Raw genomic sequence first — 13,860 nt, 5'->3', positions numbered from 1 at the left:
CAGGACATATCCGCAGGAGACGGTCAGCAGCACCATGAGCGAGATACGTGGTTTGGCAATTTCCACGTAGTCTGCCAACCGCGACAGAAGCGGAGACGCGACGCTCACAGAGGCGGTCTTGGTGACATCAGGGCAAGCCGGAAGCGGGGTGACAGCGCTCATGTGGCAGCTCCCGCTACAGATTTCCCGAGGGGCTGGACCGTTGCCTGGCGGTCCTGATTGATCGGCTCTTTATTGCAAGGCTCACCACCGAGCGGCCGTAGTGAACGGCAGCAGATGACGGCCAGTACGCTAGTCATGAGAGTCAAAAGTCCAATTACCTTGTGCAACGAACAAATCACGATCTGTGGCAGCGAATCCTGCTGAGCAACGACTCCCCAGGCAGGAACACCATACCGGACGTACCAGGCTCCCAGACCGACCAACGACTGAAACAGCGTCAACACCACCATCGCAACAGCAAAGCGATTGAGGTACCGGGAATGCGTCCCGATTACAGACCAGATAAACATCCCTGTAGCCGCAAGAACAACCAGTGCGAACCACGGATGCACAAGCCAGCTCCACGCGAACGCTTCCCGCTCACGCAGGTGGCGCAGGAATCCACCCATGACATATTGTAGAACGAGACACCCCAACAGCAAGCTGGCTGCGACCGAGACCCTGCGGCTTTCTGTCGCACTATTCAACCGTTCCCGCTGATCCCAACCTTTGCTGGTGATCAGCACCAGTGTGGCCATCAGACTGAAAACGAGTGCAGCAAAGTCACCATGCAACAGTGCGAGCGTCTGCTCATCCATCAGCACTCGTGCGCCGCCGAGCATTCCCTGCGAAAAGACCGCCAAAAAGATCATGACCGCGACCATCCGTACTGACCGTCGCTGATCAAGAAGCCAGGCAGCCACGATCAGTGACAGACTTAACAGTCCAATCACCATTCCCGCCAACCGGTGGCCGTGCTCCACAAACTGGTCCCGGGCAGAACTCAACCACGGATAGGCCAGCATGTTATAACCGTCAGATGAGGGCCAGTCCGAAAACACCATCCCTGCCTTGAGCGTCGTCACGACCGCGCCGGTTGTCACCGGCAATAACAGAGTCAACGCAGCAATGAGCCACGCAAAGCGATGCAGCCAGTGGGATGGGGCGGGGGGATTCATCAGAGCGTTCGATTCGGTCAACGTAACTTCAGGTCTCAAGAAAACTGCAGAGGTTCCCATCTCTGGGTGTCCTCAGCGAATTATAAGGGGCATCACTCATGTCGCCGAACTTAATCTGCTGCCGGGTCGTTCCCGACCCTGTCGGTTAGTGATCTTCGAGGGCGATTCGCTGATCCAGCGGCACATAATCGGTTTGCATCAGGTAATCTTTATCGCCGCTGACGGGTGAACCGTACTCGTACGGGCCGTGATAGACGATAGGTGGAACATCGAAATTGCCGTGGCCCGGAGGCGAAGGTGCCGTCCATTCCAACCCGTTCGCATTCCAGGGATTCCGACCGCACTTAGGTCCAAAGTACATGCTGTAGAAGAAGTTCCCCAGCAGCAGAAACTGTGCGAACCCCATCAGAAACGCGGCTGCGGTCATGAACTGGTTCAAAGGGAGCAGGTGTTCCAGATATGGGAAGTGGTAGGGGTCTGCATAGCGACGGGGCATACCGGCAATCCCCAGCATGTGCATCGGATAGAACGTGCAGTTGAATCCGATAAACGTCAGCACGAAGTGGATTTTCCCCACGGTCTCGTTCATCAGTCGGCCGTACATTTTGGGAAACCAGAACGTAATACCACCAAACACGCCAAACAGCGTGGCCCCGAAAATCACGTAGTGGAAGTGGGCGACGATGAAATAGGTGTCGTGGATGTAGATGTCGACGGGCACAGCCGCCATGAAAATGCCGCTCAGACCGCCGATCACGAACATGGATACGAACGCGATGCAGTTCAGCATGACGGTATTGAACTGCACTCGTCCCCCCCAGATCGTCCCGATCCAGTTGAACGTCTTAATCGCAGAAGGAAGGGCAATCATGATGGTGCTGACCATGAACGTCATCCCAAGGGCCGGGTTCATCCCGCTGATGAACATGTGATGTCCCCACACGATGAACCCGAGTCCCGCGATCGCGGCCATCGAGTAAACCATCGGCTTGTAGCCGAAAATCGGCTTGCGGCACATGCATGACAGCATGTCCGAGACCATTCCCATCGCTGGAAGCAGCATGATGTAAACCGCAGGATGGGAATAGAACCAGAACAGGTGCTGCCACAAAAGCGTCTGGCCCCCACCCACTGTCGGAGGGGCATTGTTGACCACAATTCCGGACGGTACGAAGAAGCAGGTCCCCAACAGACGGTCCGAAACCATCATGAATCCTGCTGCAGTGAGCACGGGAAGTGCGAACGCCTGCAGAATTGCGGTAATGAACATCGACCAGATCGTCAGCGGCATGCGGAACAAGGTCAGCCCGGGAGCTCTCATATTGATAATGGTGGTCATGTAGTTGACCGAACCCATCATCGACGAGACCCCGACAAACGTCAGTCCCAGCAGCCAGAAGGTTTGTCCATTCCGTGATCCAGGAGCCGCTTCCGGCAGCAGAGACAGCAGCGGATAGGACGTCCAACCCGCAGCCGGGCCGCCACCTTCCATGAAGAAACTGACGCCGAAGAAGACAATTGCCGGCCACATGAACCAGTAACTCAGCATGTTCAGTGTCGGAAACGCCATGTCGTCCGCTCCGATCTGCAGCGGAATCAGGAAGTTTCCGAATGCCCCCGCCAGAACAGGGATGATCACCAGAAAGATCATCACTGTCGCGTGCATGGTGAAGAGCATCGTGTAAGCCTCAGGCGAGATTTGCCCCCCATCGGCACGGAACACCATATCCCCAAACAGCGGCATCCGCTCCCAGGGCCGGGCCAGTTGCCAGCGCACTCCCAGTGCAAGTGCTCCCCCCACCATCATCATCAACATGGTGGTGATCAGAAACTGCTTTCCGATCATTTTGTGGTCGGTGGAAAAGACGTACTTCGAAATGAAGCTTTGCTCGTGAGCGTGACCATGAGCGCCGTGGTCAACGTGATCTACATGGTCAAGAGTCGGATGAAGAGTGCTCATAATCGATCTGCTTTTTCGTTTAATTCAACTTTGAATTCTGAATCTGCCGTTTCCCAGTCAGACAAAACCTCTGACACCTCTTGGGAATTTTCGGCCCGACCCGTTCTCGTCGACTTGAGCCATTGAGGTCACCAGCAATCGTGACAACGTGGACTCAATTTCCAAACTCTATTCCGTGGGCTGTCGATATCCGTCATCAAATTGCCGGGCCGATGCTTCCTCTTTCCAAGCCTCAAAATCATCCTCGGACTGAGCGACCAGCACGGCCTTCATCTTGTAATGCCCCCAACCGCACAATTCTGCACACAACAGCTCGTAACTGCGTGGCGCCGTCGCGTCGAACCAGACAGGGATCATCTTTCCTGGCACTGCGTCCTGTTTGACGCGAAGTTCGGGAACGAAGAACGCATGCTGCACGTCGTCGGTCCGCAGGGTAATCGATACGAGCGCTCCTGTCGGGACATGGAGTTCGTTCACCGTATAGACGTCATCAGGTTGAGGTGTCGGCTTGAGCGTTTTTCCATTCGCCGGATACCGGATTCGCCATTCAAACTGGCGGGCCGTCACCTCAGCGACAGCGATCATCGGGCGTGATGCGGAGCTCATCTCTTTGGCAACTGCTTTCATGCGGTATTCGGCCCACACATCCAACTGGTAGAGGGCGATAAACAGCAGAATGGCCGAGGGAACGATCGTCCAGATCACTTCCAGGCTATGACTGCCATGCGAGAACCACACTTTTTCATCGGGTCGAATCGCAGCCCCTTTCCAAAGGGCGTAACCCAGCGCGGCAGAAGTTCCGACGAAGGTCACCGAGACGATGACCAGGATCAGGTAGAACAGGTCGTCGATCTTCCCACCTAACGTGGAGTAGGCCTTGTGGTCACCCGGAAACCACCACTGCATCGCGGGTGACATCCACGAGACGATGAAGATGATGACCGACGTCAGAGTAAAAAATACTGCCCAGAACTTACCCACGATAGTTGCCCTTCGTACGACCCAAGTCGTCTGCTCTGCTTCCGAAGCCGCGTGTGCGGCTCATTCCCGAGACACGCTCAGTGGATCAGAAGTCGCTTACAAATCAGTGCTCATCAAACTGTCAGGAAGGATTAGTGTCCCGGCTTCTCTTCGCTTTTCGCCACGTCATCCGTTTTATGCGCTGCGGGAGAAGACTGTCGCTGCTGATAGGGGAGACTCATGACGTAGTTCACCAGATCCCACAGTTCTTCATCTTTCAGCGCGGTTCCACCAAAGGCAGGCATCGGAGTTCCCTTAATCCCGGCATACATTCGCCGGAAAATGTCTAACGGTCGGCGTCCGCCACGGTATTGTCCCTGCAACAGGTTTCGTGGCTTCAGCGGGTTACCCCATTCGTCATGGAGACCACGGTTAGGATATTTGTCGTTGGAGCCAGGCATCGGCCAGAAGTCTTCCGTGGCGGCCCCGTCGCCCCGACCGGTCGGCCCGTGGCAGGTGTAGCACTTGGTTTTATCGGACATATACAGCAATCGGCCCCGTTCGCGGGATTCCGCGGTGTCTTCCACACGCTGGATCGATGGCAAGACCAGGCTGTCGGGTTCTTCCGCCCGCGACCATGCTTCGGCCAACAGACTGGCGGTCTCTTCGATCACCGCCTCGTACTCTTTTTCTTCTTCAAACTTCAGGAATTCGGCCCCGGCTGCTTTCTTTGCTTTTGCCAGACCCGCTGGTTTCACCGCGTTGGCACGTTCTGCAGGATCCTTTCGCATTTCCTGGTACGCCGCTTCCTCTTTATCAACCGTATCCCGGACAGAAGCGATGGAGTAGTCAGACGAAAGATCCGCGACCAGCCGTTTCTCAAATTCGCCTCGAGTGGCCAACCAGCGGACGTATTCAACCACCGCTTGCGTTTCCTTGTCTCCCAGCAGCAGAAAGGACGGCATGTAGGTGCCCGGAATTCCATAACGAACGATTCGATCGAGGTCGTCCTTTGTAATCTTTTCGCCTGGCTTTGTTCCGGTGAACTTGAACTGACCGTTTCTGTAGTCACGTGGTCGCGGGTTCAGAAACTTACCGGTCGGTCCTTCACCATCTCCCGTGACGCCGTGGCAGTGCATGCAATTCTTCATATACACAACGCGGCCAAGTCGGATCGCCTCGCCGTGGGCGATCACAAACTGGTCGCCAATGCTCGGAGTTGCCGCCCCTTTTGCCAACGTTAACTGGCCTGTCAGCGCGTCGTATCGACTGATCGCCACCTCTGCCGTCTTCGTCCCTGCCTGCGTACCGCTGAGCCACAAAAGTGGAGAGTCGCTTTTGACCTCTGCGGCTTCATCATCCAGCTTGACCACGACGGAATCGGATCCGATCGCGGTCACGACACCTTTTACTCCACCGTAATTGATCGGAAAGCGTTCCCACGCCACGATCTTATTCGGGGTGCCGAAGTTTTCACCGAGCGTCTTTTTCACCGCCCTGAATGCTTCCGGTACCAGATCCGTGGTGGTCTCACGGAACTTGAATTCGGCCTGCGGACCCGTGTCGCAGCCGGCATTCAAGAGTGTCAGGACGAAAAGCATCAACGCGGGAAGGCCCGAGTTTGCATGTTTTGACATTGTATTTGGAAAAATCTCGCGAAGCATTATCTGCACCGTCAGTGCTAAAACGTCGAACACAGCGATACACAAGGGCCCATGCATCCTGGGCTTATTTCACGAGCTGGGAAGGCGTCACTTTGAACGTCAACTCGTTGTCGTCACCCGGCTTGATGGTCACCACATGGGCCTTATCCAGCATCCCTCCAGCCTCATGCCAGATTTTGAATTCATGCTTGCCAGCAGGCAAATCCTTGATCTCAAAAGTCCCATCCTCTGCGCTGATCGCTGCATACGGATGATCTATCGGCAGGTGGTAGGCTCTCATCCACGCATGGATATCACACACGACCGAAATCGGTTCCTGCTCGGCCTGTTTGTAAACGAGCCGAGCCCCGACACTGTCATTGGGATTTACGATGGTGTTGAACGATGTCGTTTTCACACCGTTGGTATGGGTATTGTGAGCCACAGCATCGCTGTTGAGCACTTTCACCGTCTGTCCCACGCGCACAAGCATGGCATGCGGCTTAAAGATACAGTTCTTCTGATCGAACTCCACGGTGGCATCCAAGTCGACCTTGGGTACCCCTTTGGGAGCCTTACGCAGGTAGATGAAGACGTTTGCCAGGCCACCGTCTTTCACCAGTACCGACTCGTTGGGAGCTTCGACAGCAGCACAAACGGCAGCGTCCTTGACATCGCCACCTTTGGCATAGAGCGGAGGCAATGGGGTAAAGGGGCCGTCAAACACGATCTTGCCACGTAGGGTACCAGTTCCTCCCGCTGATTCGGTCGGACCGACCTCCGATTCGGGCGAATCGGCCTCTGCGGACACCGGAGCAGTCGTACCTGGCTTATAAACTACCGCAGGCTTGAAGTTTGCGCCCGACACCAGCGGGCCGCAACCTGCGTTTGCCAGCATCAATCCACCCATCATCATCATCGACAACGTGGCACCCGCAGGGCGACGGATCAATACAGCTGCAGATTTCCGTGAACAGTCCATCATCTTCATTCTCCACCTCCTGCAGTTGTTGATTCGGGAGCAGGTTGAGACTCAGCCTTCCCTTCGCGTTCCAGCAAGTGGTGGTAGTTGATCAACGCATCCCGCAACGAAATCGTCTGCTTCAACCCATCACCGCCAAACAATTCCGGCGACCGAGGCTTATCCCCCGGCTGCTGCGGCGGGTATGGGACGGGCATGGATGTGTAGGGGGTGATCCAGTTGGGCTTGTACAACCATAACATCATCCAGTCAGGACGCAATCGATCTGCCGCGAAGTCCAGATTGGGACCACGAATGTCCTTGGCGGGATCGGTAATTTTCACCTGGTTGCCACCAACAGAGTGGCACTTGATGCACAGGGGAACATTGAGCATTTTCCAAGACTCGGACAAATAATCATTCGTCTTGTCCGGGAAGCTGCTGTGGAACTCGGCATTCCGCTGGCTCAGGTACGCCGGTTCACGTTCAGCAATTAACTGATAGGGGTACGGCGTCCCGTCAACGGCTGCGAAGTAGTTCGCAAGCGACTGAGCCTCGTCATTGCTCATGTTGAACCGAGGCATCCGCAGAACGGTTGTGTGTCGGATCTTGCCCGGATTCTTCAGGAAATTGAACAACCACGGCGTCTGAACCTTTGTTCCTTCCTTATAAAGCGGCGGAGGCGACATCTGCCAGGCGAGTGCACGTTCATTCGCCTGGCGCGTTTCCAGCAACCGATCGACCAGCCACTCGGCGTATCGACCACCGCGAGCGGGCTCAATCGCGTCCAGATTTGCCGCAGGGAAAATGAACTTGTAGGTCGGCAGGAAGTCTTTCCCCGCGATCTTCAACGTTTCCCAAAGTTCAACCACATACTCCTGGTCTTCCGGATCATCCTCAGGATTTGGCGCACTCGCAACCAGCCCATGGAAATCGACGAGCGGAAGGGACTTCTTCTCGCCGTCGACCGTGACGGTCTTGGAACCGCCAGACAAGCCATTGCGCGGCGGTCGAAGCTGCATCAGCAACTGGACCGCTTCCGGGTACTCTGACGAAGTGTCTGAAGGAGTCAAGTTTTCCACATCGGCGCCATAGCGGAACTTGGGCATCTCCAACATATGACAGCCCGAGCAGTTGTACTGCTCGATCAACTGCTCTCCACGAATCTTCGCCCCAGCAGCCCCGCCAGGGTTGAACAGATACTCCGGCGCGGGTGGTTCTGCGATCAATCCAACGACAAATGTGGCAATCGCATCAATTTCTTCTTCGGACAGCGGGAATTTTGGCATCCGCAGGCGGTCATCATAGGATGACTTGGTTTCGATGGACTTGTAGTCGTAGCTGCGTGGCTGCCTCAATTTCTGCCACAGGAAACCAGGGCGGCCATGGTGAATCAGGCTTTCGTAATAGAATGCGGCAGAGAGCTCGCGATCAGCCTCTGCGGGGACCTTGAATTCACCTCGCTTTCCGCGCCCGATCCCCTCTTCGACGCGAGCAAGCATCGAACCATCGGGAATGATGTGCAGAATTTTTTCTTCACCGTTTCGCAGCACAGTCACCGTTGTTTCTGAACCAACCACCGTACGGCTGAGGCGGTCCTGAAGCTGCTGGGGATTGTGAATCGCGACGCCGTCAAAGTTGACGATAACGTCGTCAAGAATCAGCTTGTCACCAGCAGGACTCTGACCTGCCTTCGTGTTCGAGACACGGACACCCTCTGTTTTTTCGAGTTTCAGCCGCTGCGCCGTTTTCGCGGTAATGGCTTCGAACTCAACGCCGAGACTCGGGTTTCCGTGATGATGCAGGTACTCATGAATATGCTCGAAGGCAAGTCGCGAGCGATCCTTCTTGCCCCAATCCTGCAGAGCTGTTCCCACAGGACGGCCGTTCTCGAAATTCGGGATGTCATGACAGCCGTAGCAGCCGTACTTGGTAATCGTTTTTCGTCCCACGTACGCCAGTTTCCGCTGCTTCCATTCGTCTGCGGAGAACTCACCCTCATTTCCAACCAGTTCAATTTCGTCGGTCTTAATCTTTTCCACCGGAAGGGGGAACTTGCCAGTTTCCAGCAATTCCGTGATCTGAGTGCTTGTCAACATCTTCGAGAGCATCGACCGGATCAATGAATCCAGAGCGGCGTCATCAACTGCAGGCGCCTCATAGGTCGCGGTCGGTTTGAAGCTGGAGGGCTCGCCTTCCAGCTTTAAGAGAAACGCCGCAATGTCGGCGGCCGGATCAATTGTGCCGTCGGCCGTTGATTCCGCATCAAGGTAAAGATGGGGCATCTTCGTGCGGGGGTGATAGCGTTCGGGCTCACGAATCCACGTATAGAGCCAGTCGAAACCTGTCTTGCCTTCCTTCAACTTGCCATGGATTTTTGAAAGCTCGGGACCGAATGTGGCACCCACGCCAGGAACTTCTTCATGGACGTGGCAAACAGCGCATCCCTTGGTCGCGAAGAAATTCTTGCCTCTTTCAGCATCTGGCTTGTAGTCCGCGGCAGGCGAAAGCGTCTCGAAAGGTGCTGACTTTGACTGCAGGTAGTGTGCAACCGACGCAATTTCCACAGGAGTGAAGGTCTTGGCCATTTCATCATGCTGGTTATCCAGCTTGAAGAACTGAGGCATCCGAGTGGTGGGGCGGAATCGGCGAGGTTCTTCCGTCCAGTAGGCCACAAAACCTTCGTCGGACTTCGATGCTGAGTGCCGTAACGACGGTCCGACTTTCCGCATCTTGCCAGCAACCTGGAGAGGGTCATTTGCGATTCGTTCAGCTTCTTCGGGAGTCGACGGTTCCAGCCTCAAATCGGGGCCAACAATTCGGGTTCCATCAAATCCTGATATTTCATGGCAACCGAAGCAACCATAGGTCTTAACCAACTGGTAGCCCTTGAACACCTTCGGCGCTGATGCTCCGAATTTATCGTTGACCCCCAGTTCGGTGACGTTGATATGACACTTGATACAGCCCGACTCCTGGAACCGTTCAGGATACATGGGATGTTCCCAGTAGTGATTGTCAAACCACTTATGATCATGCTCCCATTTCGACATCACAGCCGGGTCATTCGGCGTGTGTGCGGCATTGGAAAATGACGTTCCGGATCCCTGACCTTCATGGCAGACCGTGCAGCCAAAACGGGGGAGGGGGTGAGGGCTTGACGAAGTCAGATACAGATCAAGCCTGGGGTGTGACGCGAACGGATGAGCGTACGTTCCGTCCTTGCCATCCCCATGCGGAAACGCCGGTTCCGTACCGGTATTCACCGAATCGATCATGGCGTGACACGTACGACACCGGTCGAAGCGAGCGACTTTGGACATTCCCCCCAGATCGATCTCAAGCTTCGGCATCCAATCCTGGGTAATCCGCTCACGCCCATTGAAGCCGTCAATGATCGGGAGTTGCATCAATTTCAACTTGAGGTTTTTAAGAGTGCCGTCGAAGCTCGTCGATTCCCCTTTCCAGTCAGACAGTTGAGGCTCGACCTTGTTCAGAGAAGCATCGATCAGAGTGATTTCTGACTCCGCTGCCTTCTTGGCAGCAACCGCTGCATCGCGCTGCGCCGTCAACGCGTTCACTGCCGCTTTGGCTTCGTTCGCTTCGTACGAGAGCTGGACGAATTCCGCTTCTCGTTTCTGCACATCGGCTTCGATTTCAGCGAACTTCTCTTCGAGCTTCTTTAAATCAGGGACGTTGTCGCGAACACCGAGGTTGTAATTGGCGCGGGCCACGTCTCGCTCGGCACGGCGGACCTTGAGGTCGCGCATATGAACGTCAAGTTTTTCCTTGGCATCCTTCGCCTGTTTCTCGAGAGGCTTGAGTTCCTGCTCGTGCCCCTTGATGGATTCCTCTGCTGCGGTCACACGTTCCGACAACGACTTGACATTCTCCTCAAACGCAGGATCGTTTTTGATCTTCTGCAAACGGGATTTTTCCCGCTCCGCCTGCAGGGAAAACGCCTTGCGCTGGAACGTACGCCATTCGTCGTTATAGTCCGCCCACATCATCCACAAGGTGACGGCAAAGAGAGCCGCGGCGCTTGCGAAAAACACCTTGTGCATTGTTTTCGGACTGCGGAGATAATCTTCGGTTGCCGGCATGATACCGAACCATCCTTATAGGTCGACTTGAACGGATAACGTCAAGCACGTAACTCGTGTCACACACCAATCCCGCAGCTGATTTGTTCAACACGCGTTGACGAATTGAACCTACCTTCCGGGATTATTCCCGATCACCGAAACTGCAGACCTAAATATTAAAAAACCACTCTGGAATGGCGACGATGTACTTCAAGTTAGCCGCCCACCGCAAAACCATCTTGATTGGCAATGACATCATCATCAGCATCAGGTTGGCAAGCACCATATAACGCAGGAAACCCATCCTGATATAAAACTTTCTGAAGACGGTGGCCGCCATCAGATTCGGCAGCACCAGCAGGTAGACCGCTACGGCCACCAGCCCCAGCCATTCCCGCAACAGGATATACCACGCCTGAACCCCGAACGTTGCATTGGTTGGCACCGTGGGCAACGGTTGCTTCAGCCACTTGATCCAGAAAAGTTCTGAAAGATTGATGTTGTTCAGCAATTCCAGCTTGTGAGTGTCCCAGTACTCATAGGGACTGAAGAAGTTCCAGTTCGGTCCCCGCAGGAACGTCCCCAACACGATCATGGCGACCCACAGCGGAAGGAATCCGAAGAGGAATGTCGAGACCGCAAATTTGCGCTCATTGAATGTGTAGTAGCCGTTCCCGAGCTTATTGAAGTCGATATACGGAACCGCCATCAGTCCGACCAGAATCAAGCTCGGCAGAACAACCCCCGCCATCCAGGGATCAAAGTAGACCAGCATCTCCTGCAGTCCGAGGAAGTACCACGGTGCTTTCGAGGGATTCGGTGTCTTGGCGGCCGAAGCGGGTTCTTCCAGCGGGGCCTGCAGGACAATCCCCCAGGCAATCAGCACCGCAGTCACGAGAACCATACAGATGAGTTCCGTGTAAACCAGATCGGGCCAAGTGAGTACTTTTTCGTTTTTTTCCTGTTCAATCAGTGGTCGACCGGCCGCTCGACGATCGTCGTTTTCAACGGACTTGCGAAAGTAGATCCAGGTGAAGAACGCCACGATGTAAAGCATCGCCACGATCGGCACGTTGTCCGGCTTACCGACAATCTGGCGGAAATCGTAGTCTGTAATGCTCATCGCCAGGAACAGCATCGACAGGTTCAGCAGGATCCATGCGGGTGTATCTTTAGTCCACCACCGTCGCAGCACGATCATCAGCACGTACAGCAACGTCGAACCCACGAAAAAGGCGACGGGGTTCGACGCTCGATTGATCGGCTCTTTCAGAATCTCAGGCATTTGCAGACTGAACTGCTGCGGTTGATTGGCGCCGGTAAGGTGAGTCACAGCCACCATCAGCAACAAAGCAGAATAGACGGCCCAGAACGTGGCAACCGGAATTTGCTGCCCCTTTCCCAGAAGCCCCCCCAGAGTGACTCGACAGTTGCCGTCTACGGCGAAGCTCCGTCGAGTCCAGTAGGCATTCATGAAAAACAGCAGCAGGTAGACCCATCCCAGGCCGTAGATGACGGAGGCGGTGAGATTAGGGTTGTGGGTTATGTTTTGCATAATTGTGATTGTCGTCTGCCACCCACTGAAGTGAGTGATTCAACGTTCTCTGGAAAAACGCGCCTCGTTCGAGCCTCATCCACACAAACCAGTCACCAGAATTCAATCGCCTTAGTGACTGATCAAAGAGGTTGACTGATCCCACCGTCTTTTCGAACTCGCCAGAAGTGAATCGCAATCAACAGTGAGACCACCAAAGGAATGGCCACACAATGCAGAATGTAGAACCGGTTCAGCGTTGCTTCCCCCACGAATCGACTTCCCAGCAACAGGAAGCGGGCGTCGCTGCCGTTGGTGATCAGGTCATACCCGCCAATGTTGAGCAATTGCGCCCCAGGACCTTCATACCCCAGGAAAGGAGTCGCACGCGCCATATTCGAACCGACGGTGATTGCCCAGATCGCAAGCTGATCCCAGGGCAGCAGATACCCCGTGAATGACAGCAGCAGGGTCAGCACCAGCAGCAGCACGCCAATCACCCAGTTGAATTCCCGCGGTGGCTTATAACTCCCGGTCAGGAAAACACGGTACATGTGCAACCAGACGGTGATCACCATCGAGTGTGCAGCCCAGCGGTGGACTTCTCGCATGATCCCCAGCGTCGTGACGTCCCGGAGGGCCAGGATATCGTTGAAAGCGTGTTCCAGCGTGGGACGGTAATAGAACATCAGCAGAACACCGGTGATCGCTTCCACCAGGAACAGGAAAAACGTAATCCCTCCCATACACCAGGTATATGAGAGGGCGATTCCCTGCTGCTTAATCGAAACCGGATGCAGATGCAGGAAGAAGTTGGTCAGCATCACCACGATTCGATTGCGGCGATCAACCGGGGCAGGGTGCCGAAAGATACTCTTCCAGATCTGCGAACCGCGAATATAGTCACCAACTGACATCAAACGATCCCCGACTGAATCCCTGAAATCGAAACCACCACAGACTTTTCAAACCAGGCCCGAGAGCTTGCGGTTTCACATTCTCAGACAACTTCAACGAAAGAGGTCGAGTCGGCCCACTGGCCCATTTCCTCCTGAAACTTGACACTCTTGTTCACTTCGAGCATCCCGTCTTCAGCGACTCGCAACCCCATCCGTTCCAGCGGACGAGGAGCAGGTCCTTCAAAGTTGATCCCCGTCATATAGAAGCCTGATCCGTGACAGGGGCACTTGAATTTCTGCTCACCGTCGAGCCAGTTCGGCGTGCATCCCAAGTGGGTACAGACTGACGCAAGGGCGAAAATCAGATTGCGGCCCTCGTACTGATCGGTGTGCACGATCCAGATACCGAACTGATCTTTCCACTTGTTCGAAACAGTATTCAGCGGATAGTCCGACAGGGGACCAACCTTGAATTTCGAAGGAGGTTCAACAAGCACGTTGGGAAACATGAATCGGGCCGTCCCCAGCGTGAGGATTCCTCCGACTCCAGTGACTGCAGCCCAGGCGGCAGCGAAGGGACTGAGTAACAATCCCCAGACGAGAATGCCCGCACCAATCAGGAGGGAACTTCCCGTCAGAAAACCAAGCACCAGAAAGA

The 13,860-nt window shown here is 54.9% G+C and carries 9 protein-coding genes; all 9 read right to left on the bottom strand.

The genetic code is table 11. The annotated features are described in order from the left end of the window. Nucleotides 1-158: 158 nt before the first annotated feature. A complete protein-coding gene (locus VGE80_RS00880) occupies nt 159-1,160 on the bottom strand; it encodes a COX15/CtaA family protein (protein ID WP_440591338.1) in 1,002 nt (333 codons plus the stop codon). Nucleotides 1,161-1,305: 145 nt separating this feature from the next. Then, nucleotides 1,306-3,120 (bottom strand): cytochrome c oxidase subunit I, encoded by a 1,815-nt coding sequence (locus VGE80_RS00875; RefSeq protein ID WP_373650790.1) that lies wholly within the window; start codon nt 3,118-3,120, stop codon nt 1,306-1,308. A 168-nt stretch (nt 3,121-3,288) separates the two neighbouring features. Further along, nucleotides 3,289-4,101, bottom strand: coding sequence for a cytochrome c oxidase subunit II (locus VGE80_RS00870; protein ID WP_440591337.1), 813 nt, complete (start codon nt 4,099-4,101; stop codon nt 3,289-3,291). Nucleotides 4,102-4,232: 131 nt separating this feature from the next. After that, complete coding sequence (locus VGE80_RS00865; protein WP_440591336.1) at nt 4,233-5,717, bottom strand: c-type cytochrome; 1,485 nt, start codon at nt 5,715-5,717, stop codon at nt 4,233-4,235. Nucleotides 5,718-5,808: 91 nt separating this feature from the next. Next, nucleotides 5,809-6,708, bottom strand: coding sequence for a hypothetical protein (locus VGE80_RS00860; RefSeq protein ID WP_440591335.1), 900 nt, complete (start codon nt 6,706-6,708; stop codon nt 5,809-5,811). A gap of 2 nt (nt 6,709-6,710) precedes the next feature. Further along, complete coding sequence (locus VGE80_RS00855; protein WP_440591334.1) at nt 6,711-10,787, bottom strand: c-type cytochrome; 4,077 nt, start codon at nt 10,785-10,787, stop codon at nt 6,711-6,713. A gap of 151 nt (nt 10,788-10,938) precedes the next feature. Then, a complete protein-coding gene (locus VGE80_RS00850) occupies nt 10,939-12,324 on the bottom strand; it encodes a hypothetical protein (protein WP_440591333.1) in 1,386 nt (461 codons plus the stop codon). A 122-nt stretch (nt 12,325-12,446) separates the two neighbouring features. After that, on the bottom strand, nt 12,447-13,220 hold the full coding sequence (locus VGE80_RS00845) for a cytochrome b N-terminal domain-containing protein (RefSeq protein WP_373650784.1): 774 nt from the start codon (nt 13,218-13,220) through the stop codon (nt 12,447-12,449). 83 nt (nt 13,221-13,303) lie between these two features. Then, on the bottom strand, nt 13,304-13,860 hold a 557-nt coding region (locus tag VGE80_RS00840), incomplete at its 5' end, for a ubiquinol-cytochrome c reductase iron-sulfur subunit (protein WP_440591332.1).

The sequence above is a fragment of the Schlesneria sp. genome (assembly GCF_036405755.1).
Taxonomy (GTDB): domain Bacteria; phylum Planctomycetota; class Planctomycetia; order Planctomycetales; family Planctomycetaceae; genus Schlesneria; species Schlesneria sphaerica.
This window is presented reverse-complemented; position numbering and strand designations above follow the sequence as displayed.